This is a genomic window from Wenzhouxiangella psychrophila, assembly GCF_042310375.1.
Lineage (GTDB): Bacteria > Pseudomonadota > Gammaproteobacteria > Xanthomonadales > Wenzhouxiangellaceae > Wenzhouxiangella.
Window position 1 is genome coordinate 326288 of sequence record NZ_JBHJMQ010000001.1, and the last position, 23173, is coordinate 349460.

Consider the following 23173-nt stretch of genomic DNA (forward strand, 5'->3'; position numbering starts at 1 on the left):
CGCACAGAACCGGAATTGAAGCCGGCAGATGATGACGTCACTGCACCGGCAGCGACAGCCAGCAGGGACGATTGGTCCGGCTCCAGCGCCCCGGGCGGTAAACGGCAATGGCCAGAAAACCGAACTCGTATGGCAGTGGCGCTTGGGTCTTGTGGATCATGAACGGAAGCCTCGCAAGGCTGTAGGTTTCTGTCTCACATACTGCCGGCCGCCACCCCCGGAAGTCTGTTCGATGGAAAACATAAGCGCGGTTGCCAGGGAAGCTGTTCAGAGGCGCCATACCGGTAAAGGTGCCGCTTGAGCTCGCCCCGCCCAGGCGCGACGAGCGTGCTCGTGCATTACCTGCGGTATCTGGGCGGGAACCTGATGGTCATTGCCGCAGGTTTCGTCTCGTTCCCGGTCATGACGCGGCTGTTGGACAACCACCAGTTCGGGATCCTGGGCTACTACGAGGCCTGGCTGCTGGTCATTGCCGGACTGCTCAAGCTGGGTGCGCAGCACGCGATTCTGCGTTTCTATCCGCATCAGGGTGGGGTCATCGCCCTGAGACGCTTTCGCACCGACTACCTTTTGCTGCCCTTTGCCCTGTCGATGTCGCTGTGGCTGGTGTGTGCGGCCAGTGTCGTGCTGATGATCGATCGGTTTCCGGCCGACGATCAACCCATCCTGTGGGTTCTGATCCTGACCCTGCCACTGCTGATCTGGTCGAGTTTCGTCGAAGCGGTCATGTACGCCCTGGAACGCTCGGACATCTCCCTCTGGCTCAAGATCGCCTGGCGCTGGAGCGAACTGGCCCTGGTGCTGCTGACCATCGCGATGATCGAACGCAGTGCCCTTGGTGTGTTCAGTGCGCGCCTGGTCGTGCTGATCGTGGTTGCCGCCTGGCTGACCCTGTGGTTCCGCCGCTGGTGCCGCGGTCGCATCACCCGGCCAAGCCGCGCACCGGTTGTCGCCGGCCTGGCCTTTGGTGTGCCGATGATGTTCACCGAGCTGGTTTCGGTTTTGTTCGGTTTCGCCGACCGTATCCTGCTGCGAACGTTGACCGGCAGCTTTACCGAAGTCGGCATTTATACCATTGGGTACGGATTGGCGATGGCCGTTGCCGCGGTGATGGGCAAGACCCTGGACGAAGCCTTCCTGCCGACCGCGTTGCGACTCTACAAGGCCAGCGGTGCTCAAGCCGTGGTCGAGCTAAAGCGCGACATGCTCGATGTCTGGGTGCTCGCCGTGGGGCTGGCCACTGCGCTGCTGTTGTGTGTCGGGCAGGATCTCCTGATACTGCTGGCCGGAAAGGACAAGGCCGCTTCGGCCCCGGTGTTCGTGGCGATCGCTATCGGCATGGTCTGGAACTCTCTGTTCACGATTGCCCAGTACGGTCTTCTACTGCAGCGCCGGGCGTTGCGAGTACTGGTTATCATGCTGACCGCGACCGTGCTGAACCTGTTGCTGAACGTGCCCCTGATTCTGGCCTGGGGTGTGACCGGAGCCGTTGTTGCCACCCTGCTCAGCTATGGTTTCCTGGCGCTTGTCCAGTTGTGGCAGTGTCCGTCCGAACTACGCTACCTGCCGCCTGTCGCCCGCCTGGCCAGCGCTGCGTTGTTTGCCCCGATCATGTTGGGGCTGCTGGTCCAGATTGAATATTTTGGCGCCGAATCACCGTTTGCAAGACTACTGGCCGGTACCGTGACGGTCTTGCTCCCTGCGCTGGTGCTGGCTGCGATGGACGGGAAGCTGCGCGCAGGAATCAAGCGGTTCCTGGCCGCGATGAGCAAGTCATGAACCTGAACCTGGAGATCAGCATGATGTGGTGCAACGTACAGAACGGCTCATGGCGTGTCCCTAGTGTGATGGTTGGGCTGGCAATCCACCCCCATCAATCCATACCCGAGGAATAACCATGACTACCGAGCACAAAACCGACAACAAGCGTCAACCCCGACAACAAGCGCAGAAGGACAAATCCCATGGCGACCATCCTGAGCAACAGGCGCACCAGGACAAGTCCTCCAAAGGCTATGACACCATGACGGACACAAGACAACAGGAAAATCCGGGCAAGGGCAAGATTGCCACCAGTGAGCCCGGTGGATCAAAGCGTGAAAGCAAGCGAGCCTGACTTGAAGCCCTTGCCCAGGCGGGGGCTTTTTTGCGATGGATAAACCCGATTTCATGCAATCCGCGTCATACCTTGGGAACGATCAAGCATCTGAAACCCTGGTTTCCCAGGGTGGGCTTGTCATTTCAGTATTCAATGATGCCTCGGCTTTCGAACGACTTCGTCCGGAGTGGGAGGCATTAAGACAGCGGGGTGAAGACCAGGATCCCTTTCTGAGTTGTGACTGGTTCGCTGCCTGGTGGCGAGCCTTTGGCGGCCATCGCAGGCTATACCTGGTCACGGCCAGTGATCGTGGCCGTTTGCGCGCGGTTCTTCCGCTGATGCTGGAAAGAACATGGCGCCATGGCATCCCTTTGCGCAGACTGGCTGCGATCGGAAACGATCATACGCCTCGCTTCGACCTGGTTCGGGCCGATGACGATAAGCATCTTCATCGTTCAATCTGGAACCACCTGATGACGCTCCAAAATGAGTGGGATGTGCTCGATTTTCCCCGGCTGAGCGCCGATTCGATCACTACGGACCACTTTGTCAGGCTGGCCATGGAGCAGGGCGTGAAATACCGTCTCTGGCAGAAAGCACCCCAATCACCATGGATCGATATCCAACCCTCTTGGGAAGATTATCTTGAACTACGCAGTTCCGGCTTCCGCAAGGCACTGCGACGCAAGATGCGGCGCTTGGCTGCGCTCGGAAACGTCGGCCTTGAAACAGTGATCGGCGGCGATGCGCTTGCGCAGGGAGTGGCCGACGGCCTGCATATCGAGGGCGAAGGCTGGAAAGGCTCGAATCGAACAGCCATCTCGTCGCAGCCGGCGATCAAGGGCTTCTACAAAGAGCTTGCGGAGGCCATGGCGGCCAGGGGACAGTTGCGCCTGCACTTCCTGACCATCGACGATGAACGCATTGCGTTCGACTATTCGATCATTGCGAATCGATGTCTCTATTCTCTCAAGGCCGGCCACAGCATTGCTCATGCCCGATTTTCGCCCGGCACCCTTTTGCTTGGGCTCATTCTTCAAGGAGCCCACGAAGAGGGCCTTGTCGGAGTGGACCTGCTGGGTGATTCAGACGAATTCAAGATGCACTGGACCGATATCACCCGCAGGCACCCTTGGCTGCATTGCTATTCGGGCTCCATTCGGGGGCGCTTGTCCCATGCCATCAAATGCAGATTGTTGCCGGCCCTTCGGAGGGCGCCGGGTGCTTCTACCTTTCGTCGCGCAGACGGTAGCTGACTTCACCAATAATCTCGTGCAGAGCAGACTCGCTCTTGGCCAGTGATGACGATTGTGGCAGCAGGGTTGTCCAGCCAGTCACGGCCAGGTAATGACGATTCAGCGCCAAGGGGCACACCTCGAATCCGGCTTTTTCAAAAGCAAGCATTACGCGCGGTAGATGGAGCGCGCTGGATGCAAGCATGATGCGGTTTATCGACCCCGGCAGCAGCTTACGCACAGCCCGAGCACTATCCCAGGTATTTGTCGAGACCGTTTCAAGTTGTAATGGCGGGTGCTCGGGAACGAGAAGGTTGAGGAATGTGCCGACCACCTCGGCCTCGGGGATACGGAATGGTCCGCCGCCTGAAATGATCAAGGGCAGGTTCGGCGCTTTGTCGATCGAATCGAGCTCCTGCCAGGCAAATATCCGGGCCAGGCTTTCTTCTGTCAGCGCACCGAAGTCTCGAGCCGTTTCAGCCGGACGACGCAGGCCGCCGGACATCAGCACCGTGGCCTGAACACGGTCGCAGACCGGGGCCGTTTCGGCTGCCTTGGTTCGGTGTTCGATCACCAGTACCAGCAGATTGGCCCCCAGCGGGGTCATCAATGCAAAGGCCGGCAGAATCAGTAATAGACCAAACAGGGCCAGACGTCGCCGGGACCCGAAGGCGGACACAGCCAGTAACAGCATGCCGACCAGCAGCGGTACAAGTGGCGAGTACCAGGTCATGGGCGATCTTCGTGCATGGGGTCAAAGCCGCCCGTCGACCAGCTCGCGCGGCAAGATCGAACGCACGTCATACAGTACGCCTCCGGGAACGAGATGCTGTTTCAGGTCGTTTTCGCGATTCAGGAATTGGTGGTGTGCCACGGCCATGATTACACCGTCGTAGGCTCCTTCGGGTGCTGTGTCGAGCATGTTCAGATCATGGGTTTCGCGGACTTCTTCTGCGCTGACCCAGGGGTCGTGTACATCCACGGACAGATTGAATGATTCCAGCTCCCGGATGACATCGATCACGCGGGTGTTGCGCAGGTCGGGACAGTTTTCCTTGAAACTCAGGCCCAGCACCAGCACACGGGCGCCGGGGCGGTAGACGCCGGCCCGCGCCATCAGCTTGATCAACTCGCCGGCGACAAAGATACCCATGCCGTCGTTGACCCGGCGTCCGGCCAGGATGACTTCGGGATGGAAGCCGATCGACTGGGCCTTGTAGGTCAGGTAGTACGGGTCGACCCCGATACAGTGACCGCCCACCAGGCCCGGGCTGAACGGCAGGAAATTCCATTTCGATCCAGCCGCGGCCAGCACGCTTGCGGTATCGATACCCAGTCGATTGAACAGAATGGCCAGTTCGTTGACCAGGGCGATGTTCAGATCGCGCTGGATGTTCTCGATCACCTTGGCCGCCTCGGCGATGCGGATGCTCTCGGCCCGGAACGTTCCGGCCGAAATGATGCTGAGATAGAGTTGGTCCACGAAGTCGGCCACCATGGGGGTGCTGCCGGAGGTGACCTTCACGATGTCGGCCAGCCTGTGCGCCCGATCGCCGGGGTTGATTCGCTCCGGGCTGTAGCCGCAGTAGAACAGATGGTCCGCTTCATCTGGTGCGGGATCCGAACCTCTCTGATAGACCAGCCCCGAACCTTGCTCCAGCACGGGGACACAATCCTCTTCGGTGGCCCCGGGATAGACGGTCGATTCGAAGATGACCACATCGCCTGCCTTGAGGTGACCGGCAATCAGCCGGGAGGCGGCCAGCAATGGGCCCAGGTCCGGCCGCTTTGCCTGGTCGATGGGCGTCGGAACCGCAACGACGTAGACCTGGCAGTTGCTGAGCATTTCCGGATCACTGGTCAGAACCAGCTTGTCGGCCATATCGATTCGATCGCTTTCGACTTCGTGGGTGAGATCCACGCCGTCGTTGAGCTGGTCGACTCGCTTTCGGTTGCTGTCGTAGCCGATCGTTTTGAAGTGCTGGCCGAAATGGACGGCCAGCGGGAAGCCGACATAACCCAGGCCGATGACCGCCAGGCTGGCCCGGCCGGCCCGAAGCTCGGCCAGCCGCGTGGTGATGTCGCTCAACATTGTTGCTGTTCCCCGGGTTCCTGTTCAGTGTTTCCATGGGCCCGGCCGTGGGGCCGGCCCTCTTTCCGGTGCTTTGAATCGACGCTGCCATCGGGCTGCGCCTGCAGCAGGGACTCGTAGGCCGCCAGCAATCGCTCGCCGATCACCGTCCAGCCATAGCGTTGTTCGGCCAGCTGACGGGCCCGCTGCCCCAGGTTGCGCCGAAGTTCGGGATCGTCCAGCAGCCGGTCGATGGCGCGAGCGAACTCGGCCGGGGTATCGGCCAGGCAGGCGCTGTCCCCATCGACCAGGCCAATACCCTCTGCACCGATCCGGGTACTGACGATGGCCTTGCCCAGTGCCATGGCTTCCAGGATTTTCAGCCGCGTTCCGCTGCCGGCGCGCAGCGGCACGATGAACACCGCGGCGCGCTGAACCCGGGCTTGCAGGTCATCGACAAAGCCGCTGAAACTCACTCGCCCGGCCGCGGCCCGTGGCACGGAATGATTCTGGTTGCGGCCAATGATCTCTAGGTGCAGGCCCTTCCGGTTTCCCAGCAGCGGCAGGATTTCGGCGATGAAATACTCGACGCCGTCGCGATTCGGGAACCAGCCCATGTGTCCCACGAACACCAGCGCACCGGGCTGTTCGTCTTCTGGACTGCCCGGCCTGAATGCCTCGAGATCCACCCCGTTGGGCACGATGTCCACCCGACAGCCCGGCGCCAGCGCCTGCAGGCGCCCGGCATCCTCCTGCGAGCACGCAAGCACCCGACTTGCGCGGGTGCAGGCCGAGCGTTCGAAACGTTCCAGCCCCCGGTGCTTGAGCCGCAGCAGCAGGCGTTTCAGCGGCTGCGTTTCCATGGCAACACGCTTGTGCGCCAGCAGGCTTTCGACGTTGTGCTCGTTGAGTATGGTCGGGATGCCGTCGGGTACGCGCTCGAGCAGGCCGGCCACGGCCAGGATGTCCAGATGCACCAGGTCGGCCTGATGCACCAGCTGATCGAAGCGTTGTTGCAGGGCAGGCGGTCGGTAGCGCAGGTCGAGCAGGGTTCGCCCCGGCAGCAGTCCGCGCAGCGCCAGGCCCGCGACCCGGTGCGGCAATCCCAGGGCCGGCAGATCGATCTGGTGGACGCCATCCAGGTCGATGCCGGGTAAGTGTTCCGGCAGCGGCTGTTCGTCCGGGCGCCGCAGGCTCAGGAGGGTGACTCGATGATCCCTGGCAGCGGCTCGCAGCAGGTGCCAGGCGCGCAGCTGATGGCCCTCGGAGGGCGGATACGGCAAGCGGCTGGTGACGAACAGGATGCGCGCCATGACTTAGTCTCGTCTCCACAGAGCGGACTGGTCCGGTCGGAGCAGAAACCGAGGTAGCGACAGCAGGGCTGCCAGGTTGAGCAAAAGAAAGCTGCCGGCGGCGGTGGCAAGCGGCACCCGACGGGCCGCACCGGGGGCCAGCAGGGCTGTGGTCGCGATCGCATAGGCCAGCAGCTGCGCGACCAGTGCCCAGTGCATCCAGGGGCTGGTCGAGAGCATCGAAGCGATCAGCGCCAGCAGCAATGCCCAGGGGGCCAGCAGTCGCGCCAGTTTGTGCGACAGCCAGGGAAAGAACACCGGATTGCGCCGCGGGTTCAGCAGCCAGGGCGCGGCCGTCATCAGCTGCCAGTTGCCGACCAGGGTTCTGAGCTTGCGCCGGAATTCCACGGCCGGGTCGACGGCTTCGGGCTCCAGGGCCAGCGCCTCCGGTACATCGACGATTCGAAAGCCGCGTTTGAGCGCGTGCAGCGGAATCCAGACATCGTCCAGCAGCAAGCCGTCGGGCAGCGTTTGATACAGGGGGGTGCGAATGGCATAGATGGAGCCGCTGGCCGCATGGGCCCAGCCCAGCTTCGACTCGGCCTGGCGCAACGCGCTTTCGATGCGCCAGTAAAGCCCGCTGTTTTCGTTCCCCGGCAGCACCAGATGACCGGCCGCCACGCCGACCCGTGTATCGGCAAACGCGCTCACCAGGGCCGCGATGGCATTACCGGAGAAGGCCTGGCGGGCGTCGGCGAACACGGTCAGCGGCGTTGCCACCTGGTCCATGCCCGCGTTCAGGGCGGCGGCCTTGCCAAGCGACCGGGGCAGGCTCAGAACCCTGACGCGTGGGTCTCCACCGGCCAGCGCGGCTGCCGAGGTGGCATCAGTGCTGCCGTCGTCGATGACCAGTATCTTCAGGCTTGACGCCGGATAGTCGGACTCGAGCAGGTTGGTCACCCGCGCGCCAATCCGCCCGGCCTCGTTGCGCGCCGCCACGACCACGGTCACATCGGCGAACCTGGCCCCCTCCGGCAAAGGGGGTGTCTCGCGCTTGCGCGCCAGCCCCACCGCAAGCGCCGGATAGCCTGCGAAAGTCCAGCCGGCCAGCAGTAGTGCAGCAATGAAGATGATTTCCATCATTGCACTAGCACCCGGCGCAGGCGATCGTAACCGCGGTCGCCAAGCAAGCGCCTGGGCAAGCCAAGCAGGCGATGCCGTGCGCATAGACGCCAGACCGCCGGTCCCTGCCAGCGGACCAGTTGTTTGAATGCTTGCCTGTCGGTCTGGCGCGAGATCACGATCCGATCGATCAGGCCACCGGCCGGCGTTTTCAGGTTGTTGCCCGGCCTGGAACCGAGCACGCTGCGGTAGCCGGCGGCATACGCCGCCTCGATCTCGCGTTGACCGCCGCGTCCGCCGGGCAGGGAAAGCAGCGAGACCGGTCGCCCGGTGAGCTGTTGTAGAAAGTCACGGCTGCTGGACAGCTCGATCGCCAGCGTGGCCGGGGACAAGGTGTTGAGAAACTGATGCGAAAGCCCGTGCGAACCGATGACCATGCCGGCATCGGCCAGCTCACGTATCCCGGCGCGCGAGATCATGCCGGGCTGACCGACAAAATTCCGGGTAATGAAAAAGACGGCGGTCAGACCTGATTCCTGGAGCATCGGCAGGGCCCGCTCGAGGTTGCTGACATCCCCATCGTCGAAGGTGACCAGCACCATATACCGGCCCGCCGGAGCTTCCGGCGCCACCAGAGCCTCACCCGCCACCGGCGACCAGCCCGCCAGGTGAAGTTCACGCAGGGTTTGCATCTGCTCGGCGAACTGCCCGGGTCTCAGACTGTAGCGCGGATCGAAGCGGCCGCGATCGGCACGTGATTCATGGATGCCGTGATACATCAGCACCACCAGGCGGCCCGGGGGTGGGGACAGCGGCGGGTCGGTCGACGCGCTCATCCGGCTCGCTCCAATTCTTCGGGCTGGGCATCCAGCTCGGCATAACGCAATTGCAGGCCACGCAGGGCCAGGCCCAGGTACAGCCAGAAATGAGCAATCATCGGGTAATGCGTGAAGCGATCACCAAAGACGTTGCCGATCATTAGCGCGATCCAGGCGCCGGCCAAACCCAGCATCAGGCCGCCGTACCAGCTGCCGGGTTCGGCGATGGCCAGCCCTCGCCAAAGAAGTCGGGTGACACTCCAGATCAGCCCGAGCAGGATCACTGCCCCAAGTACGCCTTTTTCCACCAGTTCGCGGAGGTAGAAATTGTGCACATCCATTTCGTGAGAGCTGAATTCGGCATGGTGAAAGTTATGCAACCCGACGCCGATGAGCGGGTTTTCCTGAAAGTGGTGGATAGCCTCTGCCCAGAACACGAAGCGAGAGTCCGTACTTTCGTCGCGCAAGTCCTCTTCGATCGAGATGCTGTCGAATCGCTCCACCGCGGCCGGCGGCATGAACAGGGGCAGAATCAGAAGCACGGCCAGGGCCGGCAGCAACAGCTTCATCCGGGCTTTGGAAAGCAGCAGGACGACAGCCAGGCCGGCCAGGATGGCGATATAGGCGGTGCGCGAGTAACTCAGCACCACGCCGATGGACGCCAACACGGCAGCCAGTGCATACACCGCCCGCCAGCCCTTGCCGACCCGGGCACCGATGAGCAACCCGAACGCCACCAGGCATGCGGTGACGAAAAAGGCCGCCATTTCGTTGGCGCCCAGTTCCATGAAGGTCGCGTTGATACGCATTTGGTCGCTGTAATGCCAGCTGCTGACAGCGGCATTCTGGTCGCGAAGAACATAAAAAATGTAGGGCAGCGGCAGCAGCGAGGCCACATACATGCGGTGCAGGCCGACCCGGTCGGTCACGCTCATCTGGGCGAGAAAAACGAAGGCCACGGCGATAAGCTGGTCCTTGAGGGCATGGCCGTGGCCGGTCGGGTCGGCCACATTGTCCAGGCCGTTCATGAAGGCCAGCGCGCAGCCGGCTATATAGATCATGACCCAGCCATTGACGCCTGCACCGCGCACCAGTCCGCCGCCGCAGCGCAGTGCCATCAGGAAAGACGCAATGAGCATCAGGTTGAGAAAGTTCAGGCCGCCGCCGAAGTCGGGCGCGTACTGCAGGTAGACGTTCTGAAGCGGTATCAGGACCACGAACAGGTACAGCGCCCAGTTCTGGGGCGCCGGCGCCGCGTAATCCGGGGCCGCGACCGTATTCGACTCGACCGCGGTCGTGTTCACCCGTTCACCGCCGAGCGGTAGATGCCGCTGTAGCGGGTGGCCATGTGTGCGCCGGAATAGTGCCGGCTGACACGACGGTGAGCCGCCATCAGCGGCAGCCCGGCGGCGGGCAGCTTCAACAGCGCCTCGGTCAGGCCGGCCTCATCCCCCGGGGGGACGGTCTGGCAGCCGGGTATCCCGTCAAGCAATTCGGGAATGGCGCCGGTGGCCGAGGCAATCACCGGACAGCCGCAGGCGAGCGATTCAAGTACCGTCAGGGGCATGCCTTCTTTCAGGGAGGGCAGGACAAACGCATCCAGGCGCGGATACCAGTGCTCGAGTCCATTCATGCTGCCCGGCAGCCGCACCTGCTCTTCCAGGCCCAACTGCCTGACCAGTGCCTCGAGTTCGGCCCGCTGCGGCCCCTCGCCCATGATTTCCAGATTGAACACATGCCCCTGGTCGCGGCAGGCCGCGACCACGCGGATGAGCATCTTCAGGTTCTTCTCCGGCGACAGGCGCGCTGCGGTGCCGAGCAGCAGGCGGCCGGGGCCGGCGTGGCTGTTTCGGCGCGGCCGAAAGCGGGCGACATCGATGCCGTTGTTGACCCGGCAGATCAGCGCCGGGTCCAGGCCCTGTTCGGACAAGCGCTCGGCAATTGCCGGCGATACGGCGCAAACACGCTGAAAGCCTTGCAGCATCCGGGCTTCCAACCAGTGGTACAGGCGCAGCCTGCGACGGTCGTCCAGCCAGCCGTGCAGCGTTGCAATACGGGTGACCGGGATGCCGGCCGAGGCCAGCCCGCCGTAGACCACCGATTTGTAGTCGTGGCAGTGCAGTACGGCCTGGTTGCTTTCGGTATCGGCGCGCAGGCGCCGGCGCAGGTCGAGAACGCAGGCCGGATCGAAAGGACCGCGGCAGGGCAGGGCTGAGACGGGCAACTGGCGCGATTGGCCCTCAAGCAAGAGATCGGGTGGGTCCCGCCCGACCGGCGCAAACACCAGCAGCCGGGTTTTCGGGTAATGTGCAGCCTGCTGACGGCACAGTTCCAGGACCATCTGCTCGGCCCCGTAAAGCCCGCTGCTGGAACGCAGGTGAGTGATTGCATACCTCAACGGACGATCTCCGGCTGGCAGTCCCGGTAGAACGAAGAGAATCTGGCCAACATGCCCGGCAGGGAAAAATGCGCGACTGCCCGCGTGCGGGCCTGGCGCCCCATGGTCCGGCCCAGTTCCGGGCGGGTCAGAAACTCCCCCATTGCCAGGGCGATCTGATCGGGCGCCCGCGGCGGTACCAGGAATCCGGTCAAGCCGGGCTCCACCAGTTCGGTGTTGCCGCCTACCGCCGTCGCGATGGTCGGCAGGCCACAGGCCATGGCCTCCAGGATGGCGTTCGACAGCCCCTCGGTGCTCGACGCCAGGACAAATGCATCGAGCAACGGCAGGAGGCCGGCCATGTTCCGTTCTTCGCCATGAAAGATGACCCGGTCCGTCAGATTGTGCCGGGCGACCTGGTCGCGCAGGCCGGATTCAAGCGGCCCGTCGCCGATCAGGACCAGGCTGGCCTGCGGATGGACCCCGGCCACGCGGGCGAATGCGTCGATCAGATCCCGGTGCCGCTTTACCGGCACCATGCGGGCTGCACAGCCGAACAGGTACTGCTCCGGGGGCAGGGCATGCAGCTGTCTCTGTGCAATCCGCTCCGCATCGCTCGAGGGCAAGAAGTGCTCGCAGTCCACGCCATTGGGCAGGCAATGGGTCCGTCCCGGATCAACGCCTTCGCGTTCGACCAGCCGAGCCAGGATGGCCCGCGCCGGGGCGATGAACAGGTCGAAGCGATGATTGAGCAACAAGAAAAGCAGGCGCAGCATCAACCCCTTCTGAAAGCCGGTATCGCGACGGTTGCTGATGCGCAACGGGCCGGTGGGCAGCAAGGCGCACAACAGGTCGGATTTTTCATGCTGCGACTGGACCAGGTCATAGTCGCCACGCCCGACCCGGGCGCGCAGTTCACGCCAGACTTTCCAGGCCGAAACGCCGTAAATGGCGCCGACCGGACGATATTCGAGCCGGAGATTACTGCCCGAGATCGGGATGGGCTGCCGGTCCAGGCAGGGTTCGGCCTGATCGAGCTGGACGACATCGACCGAGAATCGATCCGGATCCAGCCCCTGCAGCAGATAAGCCAGGAAACGCTCGCTGCCGCCGCGCAGCACCAGGTCGGTATCGGTAACCACCAGGATGCGCAGTCGATCACCACCCGCCTCCAACGAGGATCGGCTTCCGGCCTCCATTACCGGGGAAGTCACCGGCAGTTCCAGTGAGGCGCTCATCGGATGTTGATCAGTAACCGGCATGGTAGGTCAGGTAAACCGCAAGGATGTTCTCGCGGCTGTCCTCACCCCTGATGTTGCTATCGCGTTCATGGCGAATGGCGCCGACGCGGCCGGACCAGCGCGGGTTGAACTGGCGCGCCAGAAACAGCGATGCCCGGGCATCCTCGTCACGCCGATTCTCGTCCCGGAATTCGCGCCGGTCCAGGCCAAGCTCGCCTTGCAACGCCATGGTTGGCGACAGGCGCCAGCTCAGGCCCAGGGCAATGCCCCGTTCTTCGTTATCGAGCAGCGGATCGAGCTCGAACTGGTAGTCGCGCCATCCTGCGGTCAGTGAACCGTCCAGACGACCGAACCGGTAGTGCCATCCGAGCGACAGACTGTCGAGCACATAGAACTCATTGCCGATCGGCAATCGCCGGTTGCTGGCTATCGGCAGGTCGAGTTGCTCGATGTCGGCGGCAAGCTGGCGCACGCTGTCGGACAGTTCGTGCCCGGCGCTGGCCACCAGCATGTTTCGGTCGCTGATGGTCCAGGCCAGTCGCAGGCGAACCAGGTTGCCCTCGAGCTGTTCGCCGCTATCCAGGTCGATCCGGCTGCGACCGGCGGCAATATCCAGGTCGAGTTCCGCGCGCGTGGTGCGGTAGCGTCCGACCAGGTCGAGCCGCTCATAGTCGGCGGCTTCAAACTCCTCGTCGCGATAACGAACCTCGGTTCCTTCAACGCCGACCGAGAAGGTTTGACCGGGCGCGATCCGACGCAGTGCCCGGGCCGCCAGCATCAGTCGATCGCTGTTGAAGGCATCGGTGTCCTGAGCATAGCTATGGATGTAGCGCGCGTCGAACAGGCCGCTCAAGGGCGCTGCCGGCCGCAGAGCCCAGCGTGGCCCGGTACTGAATACGTTGGTCTGCTGGCGGTTCTCGGGGGTGTCCTCGCGGGTCAGATCAAGCGGCGATCCGCTGGTCACGTTCTCGACGATCCAGTCCAGGCTTTCATGCACCAGGTGCCAGTTCAGCCGTCCGGCCAGGTTGGCCTGGGAGTCACTGCCGAAGGGGCCGCTGAGGGGCTGCCGGTGTTCGGCGTCGCCGGCCACACGCAAGCTCATGCGACGGCCGGAACGCGACAGATCCAGGATCACCCTTGGCACGAGGGCGGTTTCGCTGCTCCCGGGGGGACTGGTGCGCGCCCGGTTGTCGCTGTGCTCCAGGCCCAGCTCGAAGTCCAGCTGATAGAGTTCCGGCTCCGTGACAGAATCCGTGTCCTGAGCGTGCGCGGCTTGGGAACCGGCCGCCAGCATCAGGACGACAATCGCGGCCGGGTAGACAAGGCTTGAATTTTTCATGGCAGATGGTTGAATACGACCCCGGCCAGGCGTTCCCGGGGGAAAACTTTCGTGGCCCGACGGATCGTCTCGGCTCGATGGAGGGCTTCACCGGCCACGATCACGACCAGGTCGGCATGCTCGGCCAGGATTCGCGCATCGGGCGACCCCAGGGCCGGTGGCGCGTCGATGATCAGGCTGCGATCTTCGTAACGCGTGCTGATTTCCCGGATCAGCGCGTGCATGCGGACTGACGCGAAGTACTCCAGGCCGCGCAGGGAGCCGCTGCCGGCCGGAATCACCCTCAGGCGCGGAATGCCGCTGTGATGGATGATTCTGGCCAGGTCCTGATCGCCTTGTCCGAACAGGTCCAGCAGGCCCGTGGACTTTTCGGTCAGAGAGAAGTTACTGGCCACGGCCGGCCGTCGCAGATTGCAGTCCATGAGAATGGCGGTGCGGGCCTCATCGAAGGCAATCGAGACCGCCAGGTTGCGTGCCAGAAAGCTGGTTCCACATTCAGCGCTCACGCCGGTGACCAGAATGACCGGGTTGCGACGGGCGCTGCTTTGCAGCACGTTGGCACGCAACTCGCGAAACAGGTCGAGCTCGCGGTAGTCGGACAGGCCGGCATGGATCATGCGCCGCTCGACGAGTTGCTCCGGTTTGAGTTCCTTGCCTTGGGGCATGCGCGCGATGGACTGCCGTGACGAAACCAGATCCTGTTCGGCATTCGCTTCGGTACTGCCGCTGTCTGAATCAACCAGGTCCGAATCGATCATCTTGTGAAATTCGGTTTTCATCCGCTTATCGTCAGGCGCATCCAGCCTGCTCCAGCAAAGGCCAGCAGCGTCAGCGCCACGGCCAGTATCGACAGGCGCACCCGCAGCCACCATTGACGCCGATCAGCGTCGGTCCAGTAGCGCGGCATGGCGACCAGCAATGGCAAATCGGCGGCCCGCTCGAGCGACTCGGGTGAGCGCACCCGGGGATCGAGCCGAACCAGTAACAGGATCAGCCCCAGGGGCATCGCAAAAGCAGCCGTCAGGCCACCCGCGGCAATATGCAGGAAGCGAAGGCCCGATGGACGGGCGGGTTCGATGGCGGGTTCGTGAATGCTGAAGGTCAATCCATTACCCGTTTCATCCATGTGCATGGACAGCCGGGCGTTTTCGAGTCGGTTGAGCAGGTCGGCGTAGATTTCCTGATTGACCTCGTGGTCGCGACTGAGCTCGGCCAGTTCCATGTCGCTGTCGGCCACGCGACGACCCCGCTCGATCTCGTTGGCCAGCAAGGCCTCCCCGGAGCGAATGCGTGCGTCGTAACCGGCAATCTCGCGACTCACGCTGGCCTGGGTACTGCCCAGTTCCTGGTGCAGGGGGCTGTGCAGCGTGCGGCTGCTGTCCTCGCCCCGGCGAATGCGATCGCCCGCGGCGGCCATCTCTTCCCTGAGTGCTTCGATCCGGTGGCGGGTACGAACAACGTCCGGGTGGCGCGGGGTCAGATCCAGCATTTGAGTGTCAAGCTCACTTTGAAGGCGCGCGATCTGCGCGCGAAGCTGGTTCTGATAACTGTCGAGCTGCGTATCGGAGCCAAGTTCCCCCAGCTGGCCCTGCAAGGCGAGCATCCGTGAGCGTAGCTCCTGTTGTTCCATCTGCCAGTTTTCCAGGTTGCGTCGTAATTCGGCCACCCGCGCGTTGACTTCCATGCCGGAGCCGGGCTGGGCGTCCGGCCTGGTCTCCAGAAACTGCTTCAGGCGGCTCTCGGCGTCGACCAGTCGGTTGTGGTACTCGTCGACCTGGCCGGCGATGAATTCATAGGCTTCACGACTTTCTTGCCGCTTGGCCTCCGCGCTTTCAGCCATGAACCTTTCGGCGAAGCTGGCGGTGACCTTCTGGGCGCGGCCCGGCTCAGTATCCCAGTACTCAATCTGAATCAGGTTCTCGCGCGGTGACCCGATTGATGTTCTGCCCTCGATGTTGTCAGCCAGGCGGTCACGTTCGGCCTGGTCCAAGTCACTCACCGACCAGCCACCTGCTTCCAGAGTCTGGTCCATGACTCTGCGGCTGAAAACAACTTCGCGGGCTATGGCCGCGCGGTCGTAGACGCTGGTGGCCACTGCCCGACCCTCCATCAACTGGCGGATGATGTTGTCTTCGGAAACCAGGATGGTGGTTGAAGCGTGGTACTGCTTGGGCCAGGAATAGGCAATCCCCAGACTGATCAGTGCGATCACCACGAACAGCATCACCAGTGTGAGCAGGCGGCGCTGCATTTCACGCAGACTGGCCGGGATGAGTTCGATCAGAGGCAAGGGCTGGGTACTGCCGGGTAGCTGATTCATGGCTGGTTCCTAGAAGAGTCGTTGGGGTACGACGACGACATCACCCGGTGCCAGCAAGTGGTTGGCACTCAAGTCACCTTCTTCGAGCATGCGCTGCAGGGGCAGGTCGTAGGTGGCAAATGAGCCGTTGCCCGTTTGGCGATGCAGTGAACTGCGATTGGCGGCGGCAAACTCATTCGGGCCGCCGGCGGCGAGAATGGCATCGAGAACCGTCATTCCCTGGCGATGAGGCAGGGAGACCGGTGTACGCACCGCTCCGGTTACGCGGACCCGGGAGAGATATTCATGGCTTCGCAATTCGGCGACGATAACGGTCACCTGGGGTTCATGAACGAATTCCTCCAAGGCCTGGCTCGCCTCGGCGGCCACATCCGTCGGACGCCGACCACCGGCCTGCACGTCACCGATCAGGGGAATGGTGATCATGCCGTCGGCGCGAACCGGCACCGTGACACCCAGGTCGGGATGGTTCCAGACACTGACCTCGATCATGTCGTCGACACCGATCAGATAGTCCTCCGCCGGCATGGCGGTCTCGACCGAAGGCGCGGAGTTCTTCGTAGACTGGCCCGCGCAACCACCCAGCACCATCAGAATGGCTAGGGAGAACGGGACCAGCAAACGGCTATAGCTTGAATGCAACATCAGACAACCCTCCGGTAGTCGCTCGGACAGGGAAAACCATCCCTGACCGCTCTGGGAAAAGTGATATTTCTCGTGTCGATAATCTAGCGCCGGGACTGATTCCTATCTGTGCGCAAGCGAACATTGGGCGGCGGTTACTTTCGATCTGGTCAGTCGCTCCTCAATGGACGGATGAACCCGGTCATGTGTCTCAACGAACAGACCCGGCGATTACAGCGATCAATACTGGCTCCCTATTGGCAGCCGGATAGATTCTGGTTGTCCGATGGGTGCTGGGTGACAATTGGGTCACCCCGGAAAAAAACCGGAGAATCTTTATGAACACATTAACTTCCCTTAAATGCGCAGCTGTTCTGTTGCCGGCCCTGGCACTGGGTGTGCCGATGGCGAATGCTCAGGATGAAAAGCGCGACGATCCTCAAGACTCGGCAAAAACCAGTTCGGCGTTCGGCTCGAACCCTCAAGATCAGCGCGCTACGACAAGGGCGCAGGCGAGCCTTGACAAGGATTTCTTTGAAACCAGGCCTGCCCGTGGCTATCACTCCGATAGTCTGATTGGTCAGCAAGTCATGAGCCGGTCCAACAACAAATCTGTCGGCGAGATCAGCAACCTGCTGCTGGACGAAAACGGCCATATCGTCGCAGTGATCCTCAGCGTCGGTGGCACTCTTGGCATGGGTGAGCGTGATGTCGCGATCGCATGGAATCAGATCGAACGTCGTGTTGATGGTGACAAAACCACTCTCATGGTTAACCAGACCGAGCAGGCCCTGAAGGACGCGCCGGATTACTCTAGCGAAGTGAAGGACTCTAGAGATACGACGTACTCCAGCCAGGACCCGCAACGTGCCGAGAAACGCCAAGATGCCAACCGCCCGGCGAAGCCTGCGACTGCGTCAACCGCGTCAGACAAGAACAAGTCGGATGCGAGCGAAATCGCTCATAGCCAATTCCTGGCAGCTATCCCCCCTCGTGGCTATCACTCTGACAATCTGATCGGTCACGAAGTGACAAGCCGAAGCAACAACGAGTCTATCGGCGAAGTAAGCGACCTCGTGCTGGACGAGAATGGCCAGGTGATGGCGCTGGTCATCAGTGTCGGCGGCGTCATGGGTCTCGGTGAGCGTGACGTGGCAATCTCCTGGGATCAGATCGAACGTAGTGTTGATGGTGATGAAATCACTCTGACAACCGATCTGAACGCAGAGAGCCTGAAAGATGCTCCGAAGTATTCTCGCGAAGATAAGAAGTCTCGCCAGTAATACGAAACCGCCTGGTCACCATTGGTGACCGGAATTGCCGCCGCCGCGTAAAGCGGCGGCTTTTTTTGGCTTGTGTTAGTGAATCCCTGATCAATCATTCGATTCAAAGCGATCGTGGAAAAGCGGGTCGTCACCAACTTCAGCACTCAGGGCGACCGTGGTGATCCGGTTTCTGGAATCGGTAATTTCCAGCACGGCATTCTCGCTTCCAACCCCACCGGTGAAATTGATCGCGACCTCGCGCTTGCTGCCCGGTGCCAGGCTGACCGGACCGGGCAGCTGGTTGGCCAGGCTGAACTCGTCGCTTCCGCTGATCCCGATATCCTTGATGATGACGGCCTGGTTGCCTCCCGAATGGCTGATCGTTACCAGTCCGGTGGCAGAGTCAAACACGATCGAGGCCGGGGCGCTGATCGCGCCCACGCTAATCGGTACGCTGGTCGGGGTGGTTTCTCCAGCAAGGAACAGGGCCTCGGTGTCAAGCACGGCGCCACCCGGTCCGCCGCGGAATGGTGAACCCGCGGCCACGTAGAAGCCGCCGTTGGAAACGATCGCCTGGGCGGCGTGACGGGGCGTCAACATGTCGGCCAGGTTGCGCCACTGTCCCGTCGTCGGGTTGAAGGCCTGAACCTCGGCGTGAGCCATGTCCTGTGAGCCGCTCTCGCCGCCGGCAATGACGATCTCATTGCCGATTTGATCGGTGGCGGCGGCCGCTCGTGGTGGATTCAGGTTGGCGTCCGCCGGCAGCGTCTGCCAGGCATCGGCGGCAATGTCATAGACATCAATCTCGGGAATGGTTGGTTCGAAAGCGCTGATTTCCCCGGTTCGGCGTCCGCCGATTACGTAAATGCCCCCTTCATGCAGAGTCGCGAAAAAATGGTCGCGCGGATGCGGAATATCGGCCAGGGGTGTGAATCTGCCGGCGGCCGGATCGTAGACATCCACCATGGCGGTAACCGGGCCCAGGTGGCCATTGGTGTTACCGCTGATCCAGTAGATCAGCCCGTCATGTACGACCGTGCCGCTGCTGCCGCGCAGCCGGTTTGACGGAATGGCCGGGCCGATGATCCAGACATCAGCCAGCGGATCGTAGATGTAGACATTCGCGACCGGATCCTCACCGGGATAGGGGCCGGTCATCGCGCCCACGGCATAGATCAAGCCGTCCAGTTCAACGGCCTGAAAATGGTGTAGCTGGATCGGTGAGATGGCGCCGCTGGCCCAGCTCCCATCGCTGCCTTCGAACGGGTCGTAAACCCTGACCGCATCGGACTCACGCCCGCCCAACACGTAGAATGCCTCGCCGGCCTGAGCCGAAGCACCCTCGTGGCGAGCTTCACCGAACGCGGTGTTTCTGGTTTGCCACTCGCCGGTGCCGGGTTCTTGTGCCGCCGCAACTGCGGCGCAGAACATGGCGATAATGGCAAGTGCCGGTTCAGCCCTCATTGGCTTCAAAACTGTCGTGGAAGATTCGAGTGGCGATCATGACCGAGTCGCTGTTGTTGTCGGGGTTGGGGTCAGTCGACTCACCTGAAGGGGCGACCTCACTCGACATGCTGATGCCTTCCGTGACGAGCGCACTCGGAGCAGTGGCCTCGATCTGGTAGGTCACGCTGGCGCCGGCCGGAAGATCAGCCAGATCGTCAATTTCGCCGACGCCCGACCCGGTACAGCTGGCCGCAGCATCGGGCTGGCATGTCCATTCGACATTGTCGAGCCCGGCCGGCAGTTCGGTCGTCACCAGGGCTGAAACGGCATCGCTCGGACCCGTATTGGTGACAATAATCAGGTACAGCAACGCCATGGTGTCGGTGTCGACGGCGACCGCGTCTCCGGCGATCGCGAGGGTCAGGTCGTTAACGATAGCCACCGGCGTTGTAGTCTCGACGGCAACCGCTTCATTCAGGCTGTCTGCATTGGCTGAGGCCGCGAATTGCAATGAGCCGGTGACGCTGCTCGAAACATCGACGGTCACGGTGACCTCAATGCTCCCATTGGCCGGAATCTGGCCGATGGTGCAGGCAGGCTGACTCACCGACTCCTGCTGGCAACCATCGATTGCGAGCAAGACGGTGTCCGGAGGCAAGGTGAATGTCAGGGCAACGTTCTCGGCCTGGGCGTTGGCCAGGTTGCCTACGGCGAGTGTGTAGTCCAGTGGTTCGCCGGCGACGGCGGGGTTCGGGCCAGCATCGATGTTCAGATCAATCGCGATCAAACCCTGGCCCTGAAGCGAGACGGCGGTGTCTCCGGCGCTTGAAGGAATGTCGACCTGCGCGTCTCGCGCACCGGTCTGGGTTGGTTGGAACTGGACGGTGAAACTGCAGCTCTGGCCGGGGTCCAGCTCCACGCCCGAGCAATTGTCCGCTGCCACATCCAGGCTGAAGTCACCAGCGTCACCGGCGCCGATGCCCAGGGTGCCGAGCACCACGGGCGCCGGCCCGGAATTGGTCACGCTGATCAGCTCCGGTTCGGATGCCGACCCGACCACGATCCCGCCAAAATCAAACTGGCCCGGATCGGGCACCGGAATCGATGCGGGCTCGGCACCCTCTCCATTCATTGAAACCTGCAACGGGCTGTTGCCACCATCGTGCGACAGAGCCAGGACAGCCTCAAAAGCGGTCGCGACATCCGGCGTGAAGCTGACCGAAACCTCCTGCGTGGCGCCTGGCTCCAGGGTTTGCGGCAAGGCCAGGTCAGTGATGAATACCTGATCTCCGGTGATGGCGGCATCGTTGATTTCCAGCGCCGTTTCTCCGGAGTTGCCCAGAGTTACCGTTTGGAAAGCGGTGTCACCCACCAGCGTTTCCGGGAAAACGACGGCCAGCGGGTCGGCATCAAGGTGACCGGGGGCGGGAAAATCATCACCAGTGCCCTCATAAACATCAACAAATTCCCAGTTCACCGGAAACGGATCAGCGCCACTTGACGTGGAGATGATGCCGACCGCCAGACCGTTGGTCGCATCGCTCAGCCAGCTTGCGGGCATGGCGATGGGCCGGCCTGCCGCCGTGCGGGGTCCGGGGGCACCATCCCTGGCGATCGCATAGCTGGCCGCGACAGTGGACGCGGCGGGGTCAATGACCAGGAAGAGATCCACGTAATCGGCGCCGAGAATGTCCGCGCTGACTTGCTGGCCGTTAAAGTCACCCTGGGTTTCACCGGCCAGGAGCAGGCCGCCGTCTCCGCCATTGGCATTCGTGACCAGTTTGATGTAGTTGTCCTGATCGCCCTGGCCAATCTGCAGGCCCATGGATTGGTTGTCCTGCGGGGGCGCCCCGGCGAATGGAGACAGGATTCGCGTTTGTGCAGTGAATACCCCCGAGCCGCCATGGACATCCACCCCGAAGTGGAAGGCGTTTTCCTGCGTATTCAGCTGTGCATCACCCGGGGTGACCACTTCCACGGTAAAGATCCCGGCCGCACCGCCGGGAATCAATTTGTCGGGATTGAACTGGTCGAACACGCTGACGGGACTGGTCGGGTGGGCCATGAGCCCGGTAAAGCCCGGCGCTTTGTACGCGGCCATGCCGCCCAGCGTACCGACGACGTCACTGACCCAGGCTAGTCCGTGCGGCAAGGGATTGCCACGACCGTTGGCTGCGTCGAAGTCGAACAAGTCGGTGTCGTTGGAAATGCCATCACCGTCAATATCGGAATCATTGAGGTCGGATACGAAATCCTGGTCGAAGTCAGGCGGTACCTGGGCCGGATTGCAGGGGTCGAGGCCATTGTCGATCAGGTCGCCGTAGGTATAACCGTTTGGGCTTGTTGCGTCCGGATCGAGCGTGTCCGGGTCGCACTCCGAGAAGTCCTGGGGCTCGAAGACGGTAATGTCGCCGTTGAAGAATTGCCCAACCCAGATGGTGCCGGGAAACGGCTCGTCATCCCCCTGCGCGGTGACCCCCAGGGGTCCTTCCAGGCTTGTGAACAGGTCGTTTTGCTCGATGACCTGGTCGCCACTGCTGTTGAGGCTGAATCTCATTACCGTGCCATCGTATGCGGTCGCGAGGATGTTGCCGGTCATTTGCCCTTCAAAATTGGAGGCCGTGTATTCGGCCAGTCCGTTGGTGGAGGCGCTGTTCACGGCGAGGGCCCCGTCCTCGACTCCGGGAATCAGGAACTCGCATTCGACAGGGTTCTCGAGACCTTCGGGAATCGGGGATAGGCCATCGAAGGTGTTGCTGCGGTTGGCCCGCGTCGGATTGGGGTGTCCGCCGTAATAGCCTGGGCCGGTTATCAGGTGGAGGTTATCGCCATGGGTTGCACTGCCTGACTCGTTTGGATCGTTGGTACAGGTGCCGCCCGGACCCTCGTTGACCGGAAGCCCGCCCCAGCCCTCATTGGAATCGTTATCAAAGGTGTAGAGTCGGCCCGCCGTGGTCAACAGCACGTCGTAGGCGTTTCGGAAACCGGGCGAATGGACCTGGACGGGGCCCCCGGGGACAATCATGGCCTGGTTGTTACCGGCCTGACCGCCGAACACATCGCCCTTCAGGGTGGGGATATCGTAGGTCTGCTCGCCAATGGCATCGAGGTCAATCGAAAGGATTGCCGCCGACAAAGCGTACTCCGGGAGATATTTGAAACTGAAGGACGGCGCGCCCATGTTCGTGTGCCCACCCAGGGCCAGGTAGAGGGTGCCGTTTGCTGCATCCAGCGCCAAGCCGTTGGGGAGGTGATCGTGTGCCGAGCGCGGCAGGCTCCGGACCAGGTCCAGCTTGGTCCACTCGGTACCCGTCCAGGTCAGCCTGGAGACAATGCCGGAATTGGTATCGGCCTGCGGATCGTCGATACGGGGGTCGCTGCTGCTGACATACAGAACTGGATTGTCTGCCGTACCGGCCGTGATCATGCCGGTCACATTGCGAATGGTAGAGGAAAACGGCGTGCCGTCGTCATTGTGATTGGGTATGGTCTGGATCAGGTCGATCACTTCGGTCGCGGTAACCGAGTAATCGCCGGTCTCGTCATCACGCTCGATCGTGAACGCGTAGATCGGGCCATCAAGTTCTGCTACATACAGGCGCCCATCGGGCCCGAATTCCAGCTGTGTGGGCAGTAACCGCGACGTGATGTTCTGGGAGGAAAACGAGATGGGCGACGGTTCCTGGCCGCTGATCTCTTCCGCGGCCACGAGCGCGAGGCCGAACATGGCTAAAACTACACGGGCGAAGGCTGTGAACCTCCGAGGCGTCGATGCCCGATTGCTGATCATGCGTGCTGCTCCAGGATGTTACCAACGAGGTCGTTAACTCACCACGACAAGTACCAGCCTTGGCAGCACAGGCATTTATGATGACTGGCATGCGGGCGGTATTGTCCTCATGCCAGCTATTCTTGATTTTCCGGA

At 62.2% G+C, this 23173-nt stretch carries 19 protein-coding genes; 4 read left to right on the top strand and 15 right to left on the bottom strand.

Features of this window, described 5'->3' with window-relative positions; translation table 11 throughout:
• Positions 1-37 precede the first annotated feature (37 nt).
• Positions 38-160: a hypothetical protein gene (locus ACDC66_RS01440; protein WP_376694889.1), complete on the bottom strand. Its 123-nt coding sequence runs from the start codon at positions 158-160 to the stop codon at positions 38-40.
• 173 nt (positions 161-333) lie between these two features.
• Between ACDC66_RS01440 and ACDC66_RS01445 the strand changes: the two genes are divergently transcribed.
• From ACDC66_RS01445 to ACDC66_RS01455, 3 genes are all read left to right on the top strand, one after another.
• Positions 334-1779: a lipopolysaccharide biosynthesis protein gene (locus ACDC66_RS01445; protein WP_376694890.1), complete on the top strand. Its 1446-nt coding sequence runs from the start codon at positions 334-336 to the stop codon at positions 1777-1779.
• A gap of 118 nt (positions 1780-1897) precedes the next feature.
• On the top strand, positions 1898-2116 hold the full coding sequence (locus ACDC66_RS01450) for a hypothetical protein (RefSeq protein ID WP_376694891.1): 219 nt from the start codon (positions 1898-1900) through the stop codon (positions 2114-2116).
• A 35-nt stretch (positions 2117-2151) separates the two neighbouring features.
• A complete protein-coding gene (locus ACDC66_RS01455; protein ID WP_376694892.1) occupies positions 2152-3354 on the top strand; it encodes a GNAT family N-acetyltransferase in 1203 nt (400 codons plus the stop codon).
• Here the strand turns inward: ACDC66_RS01455 and ACDC66_RS01460 are convergent.
• The 12 genes from ACDC66_RS01460 to ACDC66_RS01515 are packed head-to-tail and all read right to left on the bottom strand — an operon-like array spanning position 3326 to position 16558.
• On the bottom strand, positions 3326-4066 hold the full coding sequence (locus tag ACDC66_RS01460) for a YdcF family protein (RefSeq protein ID WP_376694893.1): 741 nt from the start codon (positions 4064-4066) through the stop codon (positions 3326-3328). The two genes, ACDC66_RS01455 and ACDC66_RS01460, sit on opposite strands and share 29 nt — an antisense overlap.
• Before the next feature lie 21 nt (positions 4067-4087).
• The gene (locus tag ACDC66_RS01465; protein WP_376694894.1) at positions 4088-5425 is read right to left on the bottom strand and encodes a nucleotide sugar dehydrogenase; all 1338 of its coding nucleotides are present in this window, start codon (positions 5423-5425) and stop codon (positions 4088-4090) included.
• Positions 5419-6717 carry a glycosyltransferase gene (locus ACDC66_RS01470; protein WP_376694895.1) on the bottom strand — a complete coding sequence of 433 codons (1299 nt, stop codon included), beginning with the start codon at positions 6715-6717 and terminating at the stop codon, positions 5419-5421. The genes ACDC66_RS01465 and ACDC66_RS01470 overlap by 7 nt, the downstream gene beginning before the upstream one ends.
• Positions 6718-6720: 3 nt before the next feature.
• On the bottom strand, positions 6721-7839 hold the full coding sequence (locus tag ACDC66_RS01475) for a glycosyltransferase (protein ID WP_376694896.1): 1119 nt from the start codon (positions 7837-7839) through the stop codon (positions 6721-6723).
• Positions 7836-8654 carry a polysaccharide deacetylase family protein gene (locus tag ACDC66_RS01480; protein ID WP_376694897.1) on the bottom strand — a complete coding sequence of 273 codons (819 nt, stop codon included), beginning with the start codon at positions 8652-8654 and terminating at the stop codon, positions 7836-7838. Before ACDC66_RS01480 ends, ACDC66_RS01475 begins: the two co-directional genes overlap by 4 nt.
• The gene (locus ACDC66_RS01485; protein WP_376694898.1) at positions 8651-9940 is read right to left on the bottom strand and encodes an O-antigen ligase family protein; all 1290 of its coding nucleotides are present in this window, start codon (positions 9938-9940) and stop codon (positions 8651-8653) included. The genes ACDC66_RS01480 and ACDC66_RS01485 overlap by 4 nt, the downstream gene beginning before the upstream one ends.
• Positions 9937-11034: a glycosyltransferase gene (locus ACDC66_RS01490; RefSeq protein WP_376694899.1), complete on the bottom strand. Its 1098-nt coding sequence runs from the start codon at positions 11032-11034 to the stop codon at positions 9937-9939. The genes ACDC66_RS01485 and ACDC66_RS01490 overlap by 4 nt, the downstream gene beginning before the upstream one ends.
• Entirely contained in the window at positions 11031-12251 is a 1221-nt protein-coding gene (locus ACDC66_RS01495) for a glycosyltransferase (protein WP_376694900.1), read from the bottom strand. The genes ACDC66_RS01490 and ACDC66_RS01495 overlap by 4 nt, the downstream gene beginning before the upstream one ends.
• A 10-nt stretch (positions 12252-12261) precedes the next feature.
• A complete protein-coding gene (locus ACDC66_RS01500; RefSeq protein ID WP_376694901.1) occupies positions 12262-13593 on the bottom strand; it encodes a hypothetical protein in 1332 nt (443 codons plus the stop codon).
• A complete protein-coding gene (locus ACDC66_RS01505) occupies positions 13590-14372 on the bottom strand; it encodes a CpsD/CapB family tyrosine-protein kinase (protein ID WP_376694902.1) in 783 nt (260 codons plus the stop codon). Before ACDC66_RS01505 ends, ACDC66_RS01500 begins: the two co-directional genes overlap by 4 nt.
• Positions 14369-15913 (bottom strand): XrtA system polysaccharide chain length determinant, encoded by a 1545-nt coding sequence (locus ACDC66_RS01510; RefSeq protein ID WP_376694903.1) that lies wholly within the window; start codon positions 15911-15913, stop codon positions 14369-14371. The genes ACDC66_RS01505 and ACDC66_RS01510 overlap by 4 nt, the downstream gene beginning before the upstream one ends.
• Positions 15914-15922: 9 nt before the next feature.
• Complete coding sequence (locus tag ACDC66_RS01515) at positions 15923-16558, bottom strand: XrtA/PEP-CTERM system exopolysaccharide export protein (RefSeq protein WP_376694904.1); 636 nt, start codon at positions 16556-16558, stop codon at positions 15923-15925.
• A gap of 317 nt (positions 16559-16875) precedes the next feature.
• On the opposite strand from ACDC66_RS01515, the gene ACDC66_RS01520 reads away from it, so the two are divergent.
• Entirely contained in the window at positions 16876-17820 is a 945-nt protein-coding gene (locus tag ACDC66_RS01520) for a PRC-barrel domain-containing protein (RefSeq protein ID WP_376694905.1), read from the top strand.
• 90 nt (positions 17821-17910) lie between these two features.
• On the opposite strand, the gene ACDC66_RS01525 is transcribed toward ACDC66_RS01520, so the two are convergent.
• Positions 17911-19266, bottom strand: a complete 1356-nt coding sequence (locus ACDC66_RS01525) for a hypothetical protein (protein ID WP_376694906.1) — start codon at positions 19264-19266, stop codon at positions 17911-17913.
• Complete coding sequence (locus ACDC66_RS01530) at positions 19256-22975, bottom strand: choice-of-anchor D domain-containing protein (protein WP_376694907.1); 3720 nt, start codon at positions 22973-22975, stop codon at positions 19256-19258. Before ACDC66_RS01530 ends, ACDC66_RS01525 begins: the two co-directional genes overlap by 11 nt.
• Between the last annotated feature and the right edge of the window lie 198 nt (positions 22976-23173).